The organism is Pseudidiomarina terrestris, from assembly GCF_030466405.1.
Classification (GTDB): Bacteria; Pseudomonadota; Gammaproteobacteria; order Enterobacterales; family Alteromonadaceae; genus Pseudidiomarina; species Pseudidiomarina terrestris.
The window spans coordinates 78687-95492 of the sequence record NZ_JAGGJF010000001.1 but is presented as its reverse complement, the minus strand read 5'-3'; the positions used below and the strand labels follow the sequence as shown (position 1 = coordinate 95492).

Annotated in this window: 18 protein-coding genes; 15 read left to right on the top strand and 3 right to left on the bottom strand. The window is 54.1% G+C overall.

Annotated elements, in window-relative coordinates; genetic code table 11:
- Position 1: 1 nt before the first annotated feature.
- The 10 genes from J6J34_RS00475 (at position 2) to J6J34_RS00430 (ending at position 9054) form a co-directional block, all read left to right on the top strand.
- Positions 2–772 (top strand): heme ABC transporter permease, encoded by a 771-nt coding sequence (locus J6J34_RS00475; protein WP_301719777.1) that lies wholly within the window; start codon positions 2–4, stop codon positions 770–772.
- Positions 772–972 carry a heme exporter protein CcmD gene (ccmD, locus tag J6J34_RS00470; RefSeq protein WP_301719778.1) on the top strand — a complete coding sequence of 67 codons (201 nt, stop codon included), beginning with the start codon at positions 772–774 and terminating at the stop codon, positions 970–972. Before J6J34_RS00475 ends, ccmD begins: the two co-directional genes overlap by 1 nt.
- Positions 973–977: 5 nt before the next feature.
- The gene (gene ccmE / locus J6J34_RS00465) at positions 978–1466 is read left to right on the top strand and encodes a cytochrome c maturation protein CcmE (RefSeq protein ID WP_301719779.1); all 489 of its coding nucleotides are present in this window, start codon (positions 978–980) and stop codon (positions 1464–1466) included.
- Positions 1463–3418 (top strand): heme lyase CcmF/NrfE family subunit, encoded by a 1956-nt coding sequence (locus J6J34_RS00460; protein ID WP_301898286.1) that lies wholly within the window; start codon positions 1463–1465, stop codon positions 3416–3418. The genes ccmE and J6J34_RS00460 overlap by 4 nt, the downstream gene beginning before the upstream one ends.
- The gene (locus tag J6J34_RS00455) at positions 3415–3969 is read left to right on the top strand and encodes a DsbE family thiol:disulfide interchange protein (protein WP_301898285.1); all 555 of its coding nucleotides are present in this window, start codon (positions 3415–3417) and stop codon (positions 3967–3969) included. The genes J6J34_RS00460 and J6J34_RS00455 overlap by 4 nt, the downstream gene beginning before the upstream one ends.
- Positions 3969–4463, top strand: coding sequence for a cytochrome c-type biogenesis protein (locus J6J34_RS00450; RefSeq protein ID WP_301898284.1), 495 nt, complete (start codon positions 3969–3971; stop codon positions 4461–4463). Before J6J34_RS00455 ends, J6J34_RS00450 begins: the two co-directional genes overlap by 1 nt.
- On the top strand, positions 4460–5695 hold the full coding sequence (gene ccmI / locus J6J34_RS00445) for a c-type cytochrome biogenesis protein CcmI (RefSeq protein ID WP_301898283.1): 1236 nt from the start codon (positions 4460–4462) through the stop codon (positions 5693–5695). The genes J6J34_RS00450 and ccmI overlap by 4 nt, the downstream gene beginning before the upstream one ends.
- Positions 5696–5707: 12 nt before the next feature.
- Positions 5708–6457 carry an MlaA family lipoprotein gene (locus J6J34_RS00440; RefSeq protein WP_301719784.1) on the top strand — a complete coding sequence of 250 codons (750 nt, stop codon included), beginning with the start codon at positions 5708–5710 and terminating at the stop codon, positions 6455–6457.
- A gap of 15 nt (positions 6458–6472) precedes the next feature.
- Positions 6473–7357 (top strand): UTP--glucose-1-phosphate uridylyltransferase GalU, encoded by an 885-nt coding sequence (gene galU, locus J6J34_RS00435; RefSeq protein ID WP_301719786.1) that lies wholly within the window; start codon positions 6473–6475, stop codon positions 7355–7357.
- A 146-nt stretch (positions 7358–7503) separates the two neighbouring features.
- Positions 7504–9054: a peptide MFS transporter gene (locus J6J34_RS00430; protein ID WP_301719787.1), complete on the top strand. Its 1551-nt coding sequence runs from the start codon at positions 7504–7506 to the stop codon at positions 9052–9054.
- A gap of 1 nt (position 9055) precedes the next feature.
- Here the strand turns inward: J6J34_RS00430 and J6J34_RS00425 are convergent, their stop codons facing one another.
- Genes J6J34_RS00425 through cmoA form a run of 3 tightly spaced genes read right to left on the bottom strand, consistent with a single transcriptional unit; the run spans position 9056 to position 11725 of the window.
- Positions 9056–9958 (bottom strand): LysR family transcriptional regulator, encoded by a 903-nt coding sequence (locus tag J6J34_RS00425; protein ID WP_301898282.1) that lies wholly within the window; start codon positions 9956–9958, stop codon positions 9056–9058.
- Positions 9959–9971: 13 nt separating this feature from the next.
- Positions 9972–10943, bottom strand: a complete 972-nt coding sequence (gene cmoB / locus J6J34_RS00420; RefSeq protein WP_301719789.1) for a tRNA 5-methoxyuridine(34)/uridine 5-oxyacetic acid(34) synthase CmoB — start codon at positions 10941–10943, stop codon at positions 9972–9974.
- 44 nt (positions 10944–10987) lie between these two features.
- Entirely contained in the window at positions 10988–11725 is a 738-nt protein-coding gene (cmoA, locus tag J6J34_RS00415; protein WP_301898281.1) for a carboxy-S-adenosyl-L-methionine synthase CmoA, read from the bottom strand.
- 168 nt (positions 11726–11893) lie between these two features.
- Here cmoA and aspS point away from each other — a divergent pair, with 168 nt between their 5' ends.
- The 5 genes from aspS to ruvB all read left to right on the top strand — a co-directional run bounded on the left by aspS (position 11894) and on the right by ruvB (position 16693).
- Complete coding sequence (aspS, locus tag J6J34_RS00410; protein WP_301719791.1) at positions 11894–13666, top strand: aspartate--tRNA ligase; 1773 nt, start codon at positions 11894–11896, stop codon at positions 13664–13666.
- Positions 13667–13679: 13 nt separating this feature from the next.
- Complete coding sequence (locus J6J34_RS00405) at positions 13680–14426, top strand: YebC/PmpR family DNA-binding transcriptional regulator (RefSeq protein WP_301774539.1); 747 nt, start codon at positions 13680–13682, stop codon at positions 14424–14426.
- Positions 14426–14962 (top strand): crossover junction endodeoxyribonuclease RuvC, encoded by a 537-nt coding sequence (ruvC, locus tag J6J34_RS00400; RefSeq protein ID WP_301719793.1) that lies wholly within the window; start codon positions 14426–14428, stop codon positions 14960–14962. Before J6J34_RS00405 ends, ruvC begins: the two co-directional genes overlap by 1 nt.
- Positions 14959–15579 (top strand): Holliday junction branch migration protein RuvA, encoded by a 621-nt coding sequence (gene ruvA, locus J6J34_RS00395; protein ID WP_301719794.1) that lies wholly within the window; start codon positions 14959–14961, stop codon positions 15577–15579. Before ruvC ends, ruvA begins: the two co-directional genes overlap by 4 nt.
- Before the next feature lie 103 nt (positions 15580–15682).
- Positions 15683–16693: a Holliday junction branch migration DNA helicase RuvB gene (ruvB, locus tag J6J34_RS00390; RefSeq protein WP_301719795.1), complete on the top strand. Its 1011-nt coding sequence runs from the start codon at positions 15683–15685 to the stop codon at positions 16691–16693.
- Positions 16694–16806 lie beyond the last annotated feature (113 nt).

Below are 16806 nucleotides of genomic sequence, written 5' to 3'. Positions count from 1 at the left end.
CATGTGGCGCTGGTTACATCCTTACGCAAAACCGGAAGTTGTCTATCATTTGCTTGGCCGCTGGCAACCCTGGCTGAGCATCACAGCAGCACTGACCCTGGGGCTAGGAATTGTGTGGGGATTAGTGTTTGCGCCGGCGGACTATCAGCAAGGCGATAGTTACCGCATCATCTTTGTGCATGTGCCAACTGCAATGTTTTCCATGAGTCTTTATATTGCTCTGGCCATAGCAGCCTTTGTCGGACGTGTGTGGCAGCTGAAAATGGCGGACTGGGGATTGGCAGCGATTGCACCAGTAGGACTGACGTTCACCTTCATCTCGCTGGTGACTGGCGCTATCTGGGGCAAACCCATGTGGGGCACCTGGTGGGAGTGGGATGCACGACTCACTTCGCAGCTGATTTTATTCTTTCTCTACGTTGGCGTACTGGCGCTCTATCATGCCTTCAGTGATCAGCGGAATGGCGCCAAAGCTGCCGGGATTCTGGCCATGGTGGGGGTCATCAACATTCCCATCATCCGTTATTCTGTGGAGTGGTGGAATACTCTGCATCAGGGTGCGACATTGACCGTGTTTGAGCGGCCACCTATGGCAACCAGTATGCTCATTCCTTTATTAGTTTCTATTTTGGGTTTTGGCCTGCTCGCGGGCGCTTTGATTGTGCAGCGTATGCGCAATGAAATTCTGCGGCAGGAGCTGCGCCGCCCCTGGGTCAAGCACGTGTTGAATCAGGACCGGGCAACGGAACTTAGTAAGACGGAGCAAGCCTAATGGTGTTCGATAACTTGCAGGCCTTTATTGCAATGGGCGGCTACGGCTTTTATGTTTGGCTGGCCTTTGGGATCAGTTTTGCTGCAATCGCCGTATTGGTCATTAGTGGTTTAACTGCACGGCGTAAATTGCAGCGTGAATTTGTCAAAGAGCAACGGCGACAAGAGCGTCTGGCGCAACGGAAGAGAGAGGTATCCTAGTGGCGATGAATCCCCGACGAAAAAAGCGGTTAACCTGGACGCTTGGCTTAATTGCCGGCGTGGCTGTGGCCTTTAGTATTATTCTGTATGCGCTATCGCAGAACATTGATCTGTTCTACACCCCCACTGAAGTGGTTGAGGGCAAAGGCAAAAATGCTCTTAAACCTGAAGTGGGTCAACGCCTGCGGATTGGCGGTATGGTGGTTGAAGATTCGGTCAAGCGTGATCCGGAAACCCTTGAGGTGGAGTTTCGGGTTACGGACATAGGTCCTGAAGTCAAAATTTTATACACCGGTATTCTGCCGGACTTGTTCCGGGAGGGACAAGGTATTGTTGCGCAGGGTGTTATGGTCGAGCCGCGGGTGATGAAAGCGACCGAGGTGTTAGCCAAACATGATGAAGAATACATGCCACCAGAGCTTGCTGAACAGATGAAAGGTATCAAACACGTCAACCCGAACCAGCCTGATGCGTTCGAAGGATCCACCCCATGATCGCTGAAGTAGGACAATTTGCCCTGGCGCTGGCGCTGGCATTCTCGCTGGTACTGGCAGTTTATCCGATGTGGGGAGCCTACAAAGGCCATAGCGGCGCGATGTTGTTGGCGCGGCCTTTGGCCTATGGTCAATTTTTGTTCACCGCGATCGCCTACGCAGCGCTGACCTGGGCTTTTGTTGTGAATGACTTCAGCGTTGCTTATGTGGCGGCGAACTCCAACACACAATTGCCTCTGGCCTATCGTATCACCGCGGTCTGGGGCTCTCACGAAGGTTCGTTTCTGTTGTGGATGCTGATGCAGGCCGGCTGGATTGCGGCGGTGGCGATGTTCTCGCGGCGTATGCCGGTGACCATGATGGCCCGCGTTCTGGCAATTCTGGGTCTGATCAGCGTCGGCTTCTATTTATTTATGCTCAGCGTGTCGAACCCGTTCGACCGTGTGCTGCCGTGGATCCCGGTCGACGGCCGTGACTTGAACCCGTTACTGCAAGACCCGGGGATGATCATTCACCCGCCATTGCTCTACATGGGTTATGTTGGCTTTTCCGTGGCTTTCGCCTTTGCCATTGCCGCATTGCTGACCGGTAAATTGGATGCCGCCTGGGCGCGCTGGTCACGGCCATGGGCTACTGCTGCCTGGGCGTTTTTGACCCTGGGTATTGCGCTGGGCAGCTGGTGGGCCTACTACGAGCTCGGTTGGGGCGGTTGGTGGTTCTGGGATCCGGTTGAAAATGCCAGCTTTATGCCTTGGCTGGTGGGTACGGCACTGATCCACTCCTTAGCCGTAACAGAAAAACGCGGCGCCTTTAAATCATGGACGGTGCTATTGGCTATCTCAGCCTTTAGTCTGAGTTTGCTGGGAACCTTCCTGGTCCGCTCAGGGGTGATTGTTTCCGTGCATGCGTTTGCGACTGACCCGGCCCGTGGTTTGTTTATACTGGGCTTATTAGGCGTCGTCATTGGTGGCTCATTGCTGTTGTTCGCGCTACGCGGTGGCGTGGTCAACAGCCACACCAAGTACGAAGCGGTGTCACGTGAAGTCATGTTGCTGGGCAATAATATCTTGCTGATGGCGGCCACCCTGGTGGTGCTGCTGGGCACTTTACTGCCGCTGGTGCATAAAGAACTGGGGCTTGGCTCCATTTCCATTGGCGTGCCTTTCTTCAACCAGATGTTTACCTGGCTGATCGTGCCCTTTGTGGCGCTGATGGGCTTAGGGCCGTTATTCCGCTGGCGCCGGCAGGACTTACAGCCGCTGTGCAACAGTCTGGCATTGGCATTAGCGCTGGCACTTGGATTGGGATATTTGCTGCCAGCGGTGCTGGCCGAGCAGGTGCAGGCGATGGCGGTGCTGGGACTGGTGATGGCATTCTGGATCACGCTGACGCTGGTGACTGAACTCAAGCTACGCATCAAACAGCGCAATCAGGGGCTGGCAGGGCTGACCAAACTCGGGCGCAGTCACTGGGGCATGGTTCTGGGGCATTTAGGCTTCGCGGTGGCGTTGATTGGCATCGGTGCAGTCTCCCAATATGAGATCGAGCGTGATGTTCGCCTGGCGCCCGGGGACAGCGTCATGGTACAAGGTTACCGCTTCCAGTTTGATGAACTTAGCCAGCGCCGCGGGCCGAACTACCTCACGGATTATGCTGAGTTCTCAGTCTACTCCGGTGAGCGTAAAATCACTGAGCTGGTGACCGAGAAGCGCTTTTACACCGTACAGAAGATGAGTATGACGGAAGTAGGTCTTGATGCAGGCTTTACCCGTGACCTCTATGTCGCGCTAGGTGAGCCTCTGGATAACAGTGATGCGTGGGCGGTACGAATCTACGTTAAGCCTTTTATCCGTTGGATCTGGCTAGGTGCCTTGTTGATGGCACTGGGCGGCTTGTTAGCGATAACCGACAAACGTTACCGGGCCTTTCGCAAGGCCGGAGGTGAGCGATGAGTAAGCAATGGCGATGGGTAGTATTGTTGTTGCCACTGCTGGCATTTTTAGTGCTGGTGGGCTTTTTGATGCGCGGTCTGTTCTCCGATCCAACAGAGCTGAGCTCAGCGTTGGTCGGTAAGCCCGTGCCACAGTTTAGCGTGCCGGATATTTATGATCCCTCCCAGATTTATACCGAAGAAGTGCTCAAGGGCGAGCCGATGTTGCTAAATGTCTGGGCCACCTGGTGCCCGACCTGTCGGGCTGAGCATGAGTACCTGAATCAGTTGGCCGCAGAGGGCGTCACCATTATCGGCCTGAATTATAAAGACGATTCTCGAGATAAGGCGATCAACTGGCTGAATACCTTAGGTGATCCTTATCGTTTGAATCTATTTGACGCAAATGGCGCCGTTGCACTTGAATTTGGTGTGTATGGTGCGCCAGAAACCTTTCTGATTGATGCCGATGGCAGAATTCGATACCGCCACGTTGGTGATGTCAATGAACGTGTATGGCAAGGTGAGCTGGGACAACGTTATCGGGCGCTAACTGGAAAAGGGGAAGGCTAATGCGTAGTTTCTGTAAGGCAACTTTAGTCGCAGCGCTGTTGGTGGTCTTGGCAGCGGCAGTTGCTACGTCCGTCCAGGCTCAGGAGACGGAGGTTTACACCTTTGAAGAGCCCGCCAAGGACGCACTTTTTAAGGAACTCATTACTGAACTGCGCTGCCCTAAATGCCAGAACCAAAGTATTGCCGACTCTGATGCCGAACTGGCCCGGGACTTACGCGATCGCACCTATTTAATGGTGCAACGTGGCGCGAGCAAACAGGAAGTGATTGATTATATGGTCGCGCGTTACGGTGACTTTGTGCACTATCAACCGCCGATGACGGTTGCCACCAGCATTCTGTGGTGGGGACCCTTTGCGGTATTGGCCATTGGTGCATTGGTGGTTTTGGTTCGGGTACGTAGCCAGCGCAAAACTGAAGTTGAGCTAAGTGACGAAGATCGTGCGCGCCTTGAGCACCTGCGCAGCGCACAACAAGAGGATAAAGATTCATGAGCTGGATGATTATAACCAGCATGGTGGTACTGGCGCTGCTGGCGCTCGTTCTGGTGGTGGTGTTCGGTGCGCGGCAACAGGCCCAGCGCCACACGCGTCTGGACGTCAACCGCGAATTGTATGAGCAACGGCGACAGGAGCTGGCGCAGGAACACGCCGAAGGCTTATTAACAGATAAGGCGCTCAGCGCTGCGGAACATGAGCTTGATAAGCGCTTTATCAGTGAAAATACCGAGCTGGAACAGTTGCAGGAGCGAGCGATTGGCAGCGGCATCTGGCTGCCGGCGTTTATTATTGTCGGCCTGGGGATTATCGGTTACGTTTTGTTTGGCAGCTGGCAACAGCAAAGTTACGCTGAGCAGGCCAGACAGGCACTGCCGCAACTGGCTGAGAAAGTTATTGCCAATCAGCAGGCAGCACCTACAGCCGAGGAACTGCGGCTGTTTGCGTTAGGGCTGCGGCAACGTCTGCAAGAGGACGGTGGTGACGCTTTGGCGTGGATGTTGTATGCGCGAGCCGCGGCAGCGTTGCAACGTTATGAGGAGGCCCTGGCGGCCTATGAGCGCGCTTATCAGATGGATAACGAGCGTCCGGCGGTGTTATTGGGTTATGCACAGCTACTGATTAACGTAGGCGGCGCCGAGCGCTTGCAACAGGCCGCACAGCTGTTGTCCAAACTGCTGCGAGTCGACCCACAAAATACCGACGCATTGTCGCTCACCGGTGCCGTCGCCTATCAGCTGGGGGACTGGCAGCAGGCCGTGCAGGCCTGGTCAATCCTGTTACAGGTGATGCCAGAGGACGACTCACGCTATGCGGCGGTGCAAACCGCTTTAGCGGATGCCGAGCAACGGTTGGCCGGAACGCAACAGGAGTTAGTGGTTACTGTCGCGCTCGCCGACGAGTTACGCGAACAAGTGCCTGAGCAAGCGACCTTATTCGTGTTCGTGAAAGCGCCGGATGGCGCCCCTATGCCCGCGGCAGTGGTGCGACAGGCTGTGACTGAATTCCCGGTTGAGGTTCGCCTGTCTGATGCTAACGCGATGCTGCCTGACTATAAAATGAGCCAGCTCAGCCAGTGGCAAGTCGAGGCACGTATTTCAACGGATGATCGAATCGAAATAAGTGCCGGCGATCTGGGCACTGCAGCGCAAACCATCGCAGCGGAGCCAGATGCCAGTGTGACCCTGACCATTGACCAGATCCTTGAACCGTCATCGCGGCAAGATTAGAAGGAGCGACTCTTGAAAGCCTATTTTCTACCTATACTCATTGTTTTACTTGGGCTGAGCGGTTGCGCGACAGCCCCTGATGATAACTACAGCAACCCTCGCGACCCCTTTGAAGAATTCAACCGGGAAGCCTGGGACTTTAACCAGAGCCTTGATGATTATGTGGTGTGGCCGGTGGCGCGCACCTATGGCAAGATCCCGCAGCCGGTGCGTACGGGCTTACTTAATGCGGCCGAAAATCTGGGCGAACCTTCGCACCTGCTGAATAATACGCTGCAAGGTAAATTTAAGGATGCCGGGGTATCGTTCTGGCGTTTTCTGATTAACAGTACCGTGGGCGTGCTTGGGGTATTTGACGTGGCCACGCCGATGGGGCTGACGGTGCGTGAAGAAGCTTTCGGCCAAACGCTGGCGGTATGGGGGGTAAGTGACGGTCCTTACCTGATGTTGCCCGCATTAGGGCCGACGGTCCCTGTCGATCGTGGCGGTGATGTGGTTGATGGGCTCTATTTCCCGCTGGACGATTTGAATTCCCCACTGAGCATCGCCCGGCTGTCCATTAAATTATTGGAAAAACGCCTGCAGTTGCAGGAACAGCAAGCGTTGATGCAAAACTCTCTGGATCCCTACAGCTTTGTTCGCGAAGCTTACTTTCAGAACTGGCGTGATCAGGTCTACGACGGCAACCCGCCAGCGGAGTTGACTGAAGAGGAAGGCCTGGAAGATCTAGGCGATGATTTTTATGACCAGTTTGACGACTAACAAGGACTTGATGACATGGTAAAAAAAGTAGTCATCCCCGTTGCCGGTCTTGGTACACGGATGTTACCCGCCACTAAGGCGATCCCAAAAGAAATGCTGCCGCTGGTCGATCGACCTCTGATCCAGTTTATCGTGGAAGAGTGCGCGGCGGCGGGGCTTACCGACATTATTCTGGTGACCCATTCGAGTAAGAACTCGATTGAGAACCATTTTGATACCAGCTTTGAGCTGGAAACCACACTAGAACAGCGGGTTAAGCGGCAATTGCTGGCTGAAGTTCAGGCCATTACCCCGCCAGGCGTAACCATTATGCACGTTCGGCAGGGCGTTGCTAAAGGGCTGGGCCATGCGGTGTTATGCGCGCGCCCCTTGATTGATGATCAGCCGTTTGCAGTAGTACTGCCCGACGTACTGGTGGATAGCGCAAGCTGCGATATGAAGCGCGATAACCTCGCCGAGATGATTCGCAACTTCGATGATAGCGGTGCGGCACAGGTCATGGTGGAGAAAGTACCGCGTGACAAAGTGAATCAGTACGGTATTGCCGATATCAGCGGCGCCGAACTTGCGCCAGGTGAACAGGCGCCTATCAAACAGCTGGTGGAGAAACCCGCCGTCGATAAAGCTCCGTCAGACCTTGCCGTGGTCGGCCGGTATGTCTTCCCTGCGGCGCTGTGGGAGCTGCTCGAACGCACCCCCGTTGGCGCTGGCAATGAAGTCCAGCTGACGGATGCAATGGACATGCTGCTGGCGCGGCAACCGGTGCATGCCTATTACATGAAAGGGCGCAGCAACGATTGTGGCAACAAACTTGGCTATGCGCAGGCATTCGTAGAACATGCCCTGCGTCACCCCGAACTGGGCAAAGCGATGCAGGCCTGGCTCAAGTCCCAACTCTAACTCCAAGCAAGGGCTGCCCTTACGCTAAGGGCAGCCCCTCCTGTTAATTCTGCAATTGATCGTTTTCTATTTCCTTTTGCGTGCGAAATCGGTAGGGTAATACGGTTTTGAACGCTTATAACAACAACTAGTGAAGGCAAATAGGTATGGAACCTAAGAATATTCAACCACAGGACAATGGTTTTTTCGGCCAGCCGGCCGGTTTGCAAACCTTGTTCTTTACCGAAATGTGGGAACGCATGAGCTATTACGGCATGCGTGCGCTTTTAGTACTTTTTATGACCGCTGCCCTTCAGGAAGGCGGATTAGGCATGACTGTAGCGGTAGCAACAGCTATCTATGGTCTCTACACAGGTGCAGTTTATTTCATGGGCCTGCCCGGCGGCTGGATTGCTGACCGTCTGATCGGTGGCCAGCGTGCGACCTGGTACGGCGGTATCGTGATCATGTGTGGTCACATTGTTCTGGCCATCCCTTCTAATACCTCGTTCTTCCTTGGTTTGATCCTGGTGGTGCTGGGTACTGGTATGCTGAAGCCGAATATCAGTGCGTTGGTCGGCCAGCTTTATGACGAAGGTGATGACCGTCGCGATGCTGGCTACACCCTGTATTACATGGGTATCAACATTGGTTCACTGATCGGTTACCTGGTCACCGGTTATCTGATGGAAAATGTAGGCTGGCATTGGGCCTTCGGTGCCGCTGCGGTAGGTATGTTCTTCGGTTTGGTGCAGTACCGTGCGACTTTACCGAAGCTGGGAGCCATTGGTTCTGATGCACCTAAGCCACTATCGCCTCGTGGTCAGCGTATTAGTTGGTCTGTGATCGTGTTGTTCCTCATCGGTCTGGGGGCTGTCTTTATCGGTACCACGACCGGCGCAATGACCATCGATCCGGTTGCCATTGCACAATACGTCGCCTTAGCTGCTACCATCGTGTTCTTTGTTTATTACCTGAGTATCTTCATTTTCGGCAACCTTACCAAAAATGAAGCCAAGCGTCTGGGCGCTCTGTTCCTGGTGTGTATCGCTTCGATCTGCTTCTGGGCAGGGTTCGAGCAGGCGGGGTCGTCATTGAACCTGTTTGCGCGCGACCTGACCGACCGTATGGTGGGTTCGTTTGAAATCCCCACGCCATGGTTCCAGATGCTGAACTCGGGCTTCCTGATTGTGTTGTCGCCATTCTTTGCTGCGTTATGGGTCAACCTGACCAAACGTATGATTAACCCATCTTATGGCTTTAAGAGCGCATTGGGTCTGATCATCATGGCCAGTGGCTTCATCCTGATGTTCCTGGCGTCACAGGCAGCTGCATCAGGCATGAAAGTATCACCTAACTGGCTGGTTGCGGTGTACTTCCTGCATACAGTTGGTGAGCTGTGCCTGAGCCCGGTTGCACTGAGTGCGGTAAGTAAATTAGCGCCACGGCGGATGGCTGGCCAGATGATGGGTATTTTCGTCCTGACCTATTCCATCGGTAGCCTGCTGGCGGGTCTGATTGCTGGTAACCTGGATCCGGAAAACACCTCAACCATGCCTGACATGTACATGCAGATCACCTTATTTGGTATCGGTGTTGGTGTGGTGGTCTTCTTCGTCTCGCTGAAAACGCGTAAATGGGAAGAGCTTGCGGGTCAACCTGATCCTGAGCACGTAGCGATCAATGCTAATGAGCCTATAGATAAACCTAAATTCTAAATTAGGCTAGCGTGTTGGTGAGTTCGCTCACCAACATAGCGTAAAGTAACCGGGCACATGGCCCGGTTTTTTCGTTTTTAGGCAGGACCAGATACATGCCACCCTCGCGTCGGGAGCTGCCGGAAAGGCTCAACTCAACCAGGTTTTCGGCATTTCTGGTAACAAAGGGCGGTAGCCAACAAAAGCCGATGCCGGCCTCTACCAGCGGTAAAGCTTCATTAAAATTGTTCACAGTCCAGCGCTGCTCGGCCTTTAGCCAGCCTTCGGCTTCAACGGGCTTACGCGCGGTATCGCGAATCACGACCTGCAGGTACTGACTGAGTTGATCCGGACTGATGGGTTGGGGAAATTGTGCCAATGGATGGTCACTGGCCACCACCAACTGCATCCGATAGTTGCTTAATGGCTCGCCGACGATGCCGCGGGGCAGCTGATGGCTGATGACAATGTCTGCAGACTGGTCAATGATGGCTTCAACGGAGCCGGTCAGAACAGTGTCTTCAATGACTAAACGACTACCACGGCTGTGGAGCTGAAACTCGCGCAGCACCGGTAATAACTTGTTGCGATCAAAGACCATTTCAACGGCGAGCTTAATCTCCGGCTCCCAGCCCTGTTTCAGGTTCTGTGCCAGCTGTTCGAGCTCGGTGACCAGCACAGTTAATTGCCGCGAGCGGCGCAACATGACCTCACCAATGTTGGTTAACTCAGCTTTGCGGCCTACTACCTGCAACAGTTTAACGCCCAGGCTTTCCTGCAATTTCGCCACAGCATGATTCATTGAACTCTGGCTTTTGTTGATAGCTTCAGCCGCCCGGGCATAACCACCGTAGTCGACCACCGCTTGCAGAATACGCCATTGTTCGAGCGTGGTTTTCGGACGGTAATTCGGTGGCGTAGACATAAGCGGCACTTCCTCAAACGTTAGCAATGACCACCGCGCGCCGTGGCGCGGGGTAGCCTTCGATGGTTCTGCTGGGATCATCGGGGTCAAGGAAATCAGCCAGAGATTGTCCGGTCATCCATTCGGTAGCCCGCTGTTCGCTGACGTCGGTCATAGACTCATCGACCACGCGCACATTGCTAAAACCGCAGCGCTCCAGCCAGTGTACTAAGGCCTGAGTACTGGGGATAAACCAGACATTGCGCATTTTTGCATAGGTTTGGCCAGGCACAAGTACGGTAGTGACGTCGCCTTCAACCACTAAGGTTTCCAGCACCAGCTGTCCACCTTTACGTAGTTGTGCGTGCAGCTGGGTAAGAAAATCAATCGGTGAACGCCGGTGATAAAGTACCCCCATGCTAAAAACGGTATCAAAAGCCGCCAGTTCGGGCAGATCTTCCACGCCGACAGGAAACCAGTGCGCGCGGGCCTGCAGCTCTGCTGGCATAAAATGCCGAACGGCGAGAAATTGCGCCAGAAATAACTGTCCGGGGTCAACCCCCCAAACCTGTGCAGCACCACTTTCAAGCATACGCCATAAATGGTAGCCGCTGCCGCACCCCACATCGAGCACTTGCTGGCCGGTCAGGTCACCGATATGCGGCGCGACCCGCTGCCATTTATAATCTGAGCGCCACTCGGTGTCGATGCTGACGCCGTGCAAATCGAAGGGGCCCTTGCGCCAGGGCGTGAGTTGCTGCAATAACCCGCGGATGCGCTGCTGCTGGCCATCACTGACCTGCTCGGCACGCACGGTCACGGTATCGGTCAACTGCACCTGCTCTGCGGGCAGCGTTGGGAGTTGCTCGACGCAGCGCAGCCATTTGCGCAGCTCCCCGTGTTGTTGCTCGCGCTGCCAGTGATCCAGCTGCGCCGGTAAGTGAGTGAGCCAATGCCGTAGTGGCGATTGCGCCAGGGCAATCAGGTCATCTTTGAATACGTCCATAGCTATCCATTTATCATTCGGTACATGAAAAGGCGAGCTGCCTGTTATTTCACTGCCAGCAGGGCGGCAAAGTTATAGCACTGAAACCATACCTGCACCGCTTTAAAGCCGGCATCCTGCAAGCGTTGCTGATGCGTCGCCAGGGAGTCGACCCGCATCACGTTTTCAATGGCCGCACGCTTTTGACTTATCTCAAGCTCACTGTACCCGTTTGCGCGTTTGAACTCATGGTGCAAATCGACCAGCACCTCGTTAAGTTGCTCATTGTCGCTTTTAAACTTCTCCGAGAGTAGTAACACGCCGCCCGGCTTCAACCCCGTGTAGATGCGTTGTAACAGCTGCTGGCGTTCGTCTTGGGGGATAAATTGCAGGGTAAAATTCATGGTGACCACTGAGGCGTTGTCGATGGCAAGTTCGCGCACGTCAGTACAGACGACTTCGGCCGGCGTATCGCTACGGTAACCTTGCAGATGCAGGCGGCAACGTTCCACCATCGCTGCTGAGTTATCAGCGGCAATAATCTTCACGCCGGCGTGCCCGGACAGGTTTTGTCGCATCGCTAAAGTGGCCGCGCCCAGTGAACAGCCTAAATCGTAGATGGTGCTGTCTGGTTGCGCGAAGCGCTGAGTCAGCTGGCCAATCCCATGCAGGATACTCTGGTAGCCGGGAACCGACCGATTAATCATATCGGGAAAGACCTCAACCACGCGCTGATCAAATACAAAATCGCTCACCTGAGTGAGGGGTTCAGCAAAAATCGCATCTTTCTTGCTTTCGTGCACGGGCTATCCTTCTGTTCACTGGCTTAAGCTAATGCACATAGTTTAGCGTAACGGGTAGGCAAACTTCATTTTTTTCTTTGCCCGATCCGGTCTGTACTACTGACAATCGCTGCCAGTCCGTTATAATGTTGCGCTTTGTAAATTTTAATTTGTGGTAGGGAAAAACCCATGCGTAGCCATTATTGTGGACAGCTTGAAACAAGTCTGGTCGATCAGCAGGTCAATCTGTGTGGTTGGGTCAACAAACGTCGCGACTTAGGCGGTCTGATTTTTATCGATATGCGTGACCGCACAGGTCTGGTGCAAGTGGTGTTCGACCCTGATCAAGCAGCCTTGTTTGAGACCGCGAACAAATTGCGTCAGGAATTTTGTATCCGCCTTAAAGGCACCGTGCGCGCGCGACCTGACAGTCAGGTGAATACCACCATGGCTACCGGCGCTGTGGAAGTGATGGCCGATGAGCTGGAAATTCTCAGCCGCTCGGAACCACTACCGATCGATTTCAACCAACATGTCAGCGAAGAAGCTCGTCTGCGTTTTCGCTACCTGGATCTGCGCCGTCCGAACATGAACCACAATCTACAGTTTCGGGCGCGGGTGACCAGTGCCGTGCGTCGCTTTATGGACGCGGCCGGTTTTCTGGATATTGAAACGCCGATGCTGACGCGTGCCACTCCAGAGGGCGCCCGGGATTACTTAGTGCCGAGTCGGACCTATAAAGGCAAGTTCTTTGCTTTGCCGCAGTCGCCACAGCTGTTTAAGCAACTGCTGATGATGTCAGGCTTTGATCGTTATTACCAAATCGTCAAATGCTTCCGCGACGAAGATTTGCGGGCGGACCGGCAGCCGGAATTTACCCAGATTGATATCGAGACCTCGTTTATGAGCGCCGATCAGGTGATGGATATCACCGAGCAGATGGTGCGTCAGTTGTTCAATGAACTGCTCGAAATTGACCTCGGGAATTTCCCCCGTATGAGCTGGCATGAAGCCATGCAGCGCTTTGGCAGCGACAAACCGGATTTGCGTAATCCGTTAGAACTAGTGGACGTTGCCGACTTGCTTAAAGAGGTCGAATTTAAAGTGTTTGCCGCACCGGCAAATGACCCGAAAGGTCGCGTTGCAGCGCTTAAAGTGCCGGGTAAAGCCGGCGATATTTCGCGTAAAAACATCGACGAGTATACTAACTTTGTTGGCATCTACGGCGCTAAAGGACTGGCCTGGATGAAGGTCAACGACCTTGCCGCGGGTCGCGAGGGCGTGCAGTCGCCGGTACTCAAGTTTATCCCCGATGACGCCTTGCAGGGGATCCTCGAGCGAACTCAGGCTGCGGATGGCGATATTATTTTCTTCGGTGCTGATAATGCCACTGTGGTGGCTGAAGCCCTTGGCGCGTTGCGCTTGAAAGTCGGTGAAGAGCACGGATTCGTTAGTGATGAGTGGCGTCCGCTGTGGGTCGTTGACTTCCCAATGTTTGAAGAGCACGACGGCAGCCTGCATGCGATTCACCATCCATTTACGGCACCCGTTGGCGTGACGCCTGAAGAACTGAAAGCGAATCCGGCGACGACCTTATCCAATGCCTACGATATGGTGCTCAACGGTGTTGAAGTGGGTGGCGGTTCGGTGCGTATCCACGACAATGCAATGCAGCAAGCTGTATTTGAAATTCTGGGCATCGACAAAGAAGAAGCGCAGGAGAAATTCGGCTTCTTGCTGGAAGCCCTGAAGTACGGTACACCTCCGCATGCAGGTCTGGCATTTGGTTTGGATCGTCTGGTGATGTTAATGGTGGGGGCGAGCTCTATTCGTGAAGTCATTGCCTTCCCGAAAACTACTACCGCTGCTTGTGTACTGACCGATGCGCCGGGGCTGGCAAACCCTGCCGCCTTGCAGGAGCTGGGCGTTGCGGTTAGGGTAGCAGAGGAATCTAACGACTAAAGAGGGATGCACGATGGCAGGTCATTCGAAATGGGCCAACATTAAACATCGCAAAGCCGCGCAGGATGCTAAGCGCGGCAAAATCTTTACCCGTCTTATTCGTGAAATCGTGGTCGCCGCCCGGGAGGGTGGCGGTGATGCCGATACGAACCCAAGATTACGCGCAGCCATAGACAAAGCGCTCGCCAACAACATGAAAAAAGACACCATTGATACTGCAGTGAAGCGTGGTAGTGGTGACCTCGATGGCGACAACCTCGATGAACTTACCTACGAAGGCTACGGCCCGGGGGGTGTGGCAATCCTACTGGAAACCATGACCGATAACCGGAATCGCACGGTGTCTGAGGTGCGTTATGCATTCAGTAAGCACGGTGGCAATTTAGGTACTGACGGGTCCGTTGCGTACCTCTTTCACAAACGTGGGGTACTTAGTTTTGCCGCAGAGGTAGATGAAGACGCCTTGATGGAAGCTGCCCTTGAGGCTGGCGCAGAGGATATTGTCACCAACGAGGATGGCAGTTTTGACGTATTCACCACACCTGAGACCTTTGGCAAAGTGAAAGATAGCTTGAAAGCTGCAGGTTTTGAGCCATTGCACGCGGAAGTCGGACTCTTACCGGATACGCGTTCGCCACTTACCGAAGCGGACGCTGAAACCTTTCTCAAACTCATTGACGCGCTTGAAGAGCTCGATGATGTGCAGGAGGTGTACCATAACGCAGACATCGACGATGCTATTTTGGAGCGCCTCAGTTAATGGCCATCATACTGGGTATTGACCCAGGTTCGCGGCTCACCGGGTATGGCATCATTCGCCAGCAGGGCAATCAATTAACCTATGTCGCCAGTGGCTGCATCAATGCCGCAGGCACGGCGCGCAATCCTTTCACGCTTGCCGAAAAGCTCAAGGTCATTCATGATGGTGTCAGCGAGCTGATCGCGCAGTTTCAACCGGACGAGTTCGCTATTGAACAGGTTTTTATGGCGCGTAATCCCGACTCTGCATTGAAACTGGGGCAAGCACGCGGCGCTGCAATTGTTGCTGCGGCGCAGGCCAGTCTCCCGGTCGCAGAGTACGCCGCACGGCTAATTAAGCAGGCGGTGGTAGGTACGGGCGCAGCAGATAAAACTCAGGTGCAGCATATGGTCATGGCGATGCTGAAATTAAGTCATCGTCCGCAGGCCGACGCTGCCGACGCCTTAGCTGTGGCGCTGTGTCATGCGCATAGCCGCAAGTATGCTGCCACTATGGCGAGTAACCGGGCAACCAGACAAACAAGGAGAGGGCGTTGATCGGACGACTCACAGGGCTGCTGATCAGTAAGCAGCCGCCAGAAATTTTAATCGACGTGCAGGGCGTCGGGTATGAAGTGCAAATGCCGATGACCTGCCTGTATGAGTTGCCTGACATTGGCGAGCAGGTGACCGTGGTGACCCACTTTGTGGTGCGTGAAGACGCACAACTCTTATATGGCTTTAATACCTTTGCTGAGCGCGGCTTATTTCGCCAGCTCATAAAAGCACAAGGGGTAGGACCGAAGCTGGCCCTGACGATTATGTCCGGTATGACCCTGCAACAGTTTGTGACCGCTGTCAGTCATGATGATGTGTCGAGCTTGGTTAAACTGCCGGGCGTCGGACGTAAAACAGCAGAGCGATTGGTGGTGGAAATGCGTGACCGCCTACAGAACTGGACCAGCGCGACTCCAGCCACAGACGCTGCCCCTATCGATTTTGGTGATATGCAATCGACAGTGACTGCAAGTTCACCGCGCGAGGATGCGACGGGCGCGTTGATGGCGCTGGGGTACAAGCCGGCGCAAGCGGAGAAAGCTGTTGCTGCGGCATTAAAGACCCATGGCGAGGCTTCGAGCGAAGAGCTCATTCGGGCTGCTTTGAAAACCATGTAGAACCAATATGCAGTCGCGGCCGGTAGTGTTGGGCGCGACGATGAACATTGCCACGCTGAAACCGCGTCGCGCAGGATTAACCTTGAACTAAGTTGCCGTAAAAATGATTGAACCGGATCGGATAAATCAGCCACAACAACAACACGATGACGAAGTCGTTGACCGGGCTATACGGCCGAAAAAGCTTGCCGACTACACCGGTCAGAAGCATGTCGTTGAACAAATGGAAATCTTTATCCAGGCGGCGCGGCAACGCCAGGAAGCGCTTGATCATTTACTGATTTTTGGCCCGCCCGGACTGGGCAAAACCACGTTGGCGAATATCGTTGCTAATGAACTTGACGTTAATATTCGCCAAACCTCTGGCCCGGTACTGGAAAAAGCAGGTGATTTGGCGGCGTTGCTGACCAATCTCGAGGCGCACGATGTCCTCTTTATCGATGAAATTCATCGCTTGAGTCCGGTCGTGGAAGAGATCCTCTATCCGGCCATGGAAGATTATCAGCTGGATATCATGATTGGCGAGGGGCCTGCGGCACGTTCGATCAAGCTGGACCTGCCGCCGTTTACCTTGATCGGCGCCACTACGCGGGCCGGCGCATTAACATCACCGTTACGGGACCGCTTTGGCATTGTGCAACGCCTTGAGTTTTACGATGTAACTGAGTTGACGACTATTATCCGGCGTTCCGCAAACTATCTTAATCTGGACCTGAACGATGACGGCGCGCGCGAAATTGCCCGTCGTTCGCGCGGCACACCGCGTATTGCTAATCGTTTGTTACGCCGGGTACGTGACTTTGCTGAGGTCAGAAACGATGGCCGTATTGACCTGCCTGTGGCCTCGGCGGCACTGAAAATGGTGGATGTTGATGAAGCGGGTTTTGATTACATGGACCGCAAGCTATTATTAGCCATCATCGAGAAGTTTCTGGGTGGTCCGGTCGGGTTGGATAATCTGGCGGCAGCCATTGGCGAAGAGAAAGACACCATAGAAGACGTGCTGGAACCTTACCTTATTCAGCAAGGGTTCTTGCAGCGCACACCGCGCGGACGTATCGCAACACCGCATGCGTATGCCCATTTCGGACTGGCGCCGGGCAATGCTGACTGACAGGCAAAAAAAAAGCCCGCTGGGAAGCGGGCTAAAACTACAGAACAACAAGGAAGTTAAATCCAGGGAACAATAACAGGAAGAAGCGACAACCGGTCTCTTCGTATCTGGTA

Coding starts and splice junctions, on each gene's coding strand:
- J6J34_RS00450 (WP_301898284.1), top strand. CDS start 3,969: ATGCGTAGTTTCTGTAAGGCAACTTTAGTCGCAGCGCTGTTGGTGGTC.
- J6J34_RS00405 (WP_301774539.1), top strand. CDS start 13,680: ATGGCAGGTCATTCGAAATGGGCCAACATTAAACATCGCAAAGCCGCG.
- J6J34_RS00455 (WP_301898285.1), top strand. CDS start 3,415: ATGAGTAAGCAATGGCGATGGGTAGTATTGTTGTTGCCACTGCTGGCA.
- ruvC (WP_301719793.1), top strand. CDS start 14,426: ATGGCCATCATACTGGGTATTGACCCAGGTTCGCGGCTCACCGGGTAT.
- galU (WP_301719786.1), top strand. CDS start 6,473: ATGGTAAAAAAAGTAGTCATCCCCGTTGCCGGTCTTGGTACACGGATG.
- ccmI (WP_301898283.1), top strand. CDS start 4,460: ATGAGCTGGATGATTATAACCAGCATGGTGGTACTGGCGCTGCTGGCG.
- J6J34_RS00430 (WP_301719787.1), top strand. CDS start 7,504: ATGGAACCTAAGAATATTCAACCACAGGACAATGGTTTTTTCGGCCAG.
- ruvB (WP_301719795.1), top strand. CDS start 15,683: ATGATTGAACCGGATCGGATAAATCAGCCACAACAACAACACGATGAC.
- J6J34_RS00460 (WP_301898286.1), top strand. CDS start 1,463: ATGATCGCTGAAGTAGGACAATTTGCCCTGGCGCTGGCGCTGGCATTC.
- cmoB (WP_301719789.1), bottom strand. CDS start 10,943: ATGGACGTATTCAAAGATGACCTGATTGCCCTGGCGCAATCGCCACTA.
- ccmE (WP_301719779.1), top strand. CDS start 978: ATGAATCCCCGACGAAAAAAGCGGTTAACCTGGACGCTTGGCTTAATT.
- aspS (WP_301719791.1), top strand. CDS start 11,894: ATGCGTAGCCATTATTGTGGACAGCTTGAAACAAGTCTGGTCGATCAG.
- ccmD (WP_301719778.1), top strand. CDS start 772: ATGGTGTTCGATAACTTGCAGGCCTTTATTGCAATGGGCGGCTACGGC.
- J6J34_RS00425 (WP_301898282.1), bottom strand. CDS start 9,958: ATGTCTACGCCACCGAATTACCGTCCGAAAACCACGCTCGAACAATGG.
- J6J34_RS00475 (WP_301719777.1), top strand. CDS start 2: ATGTGGCGCTGGTTACATCCTTACGCAAAACCGGAAGTTGTCTATCAT.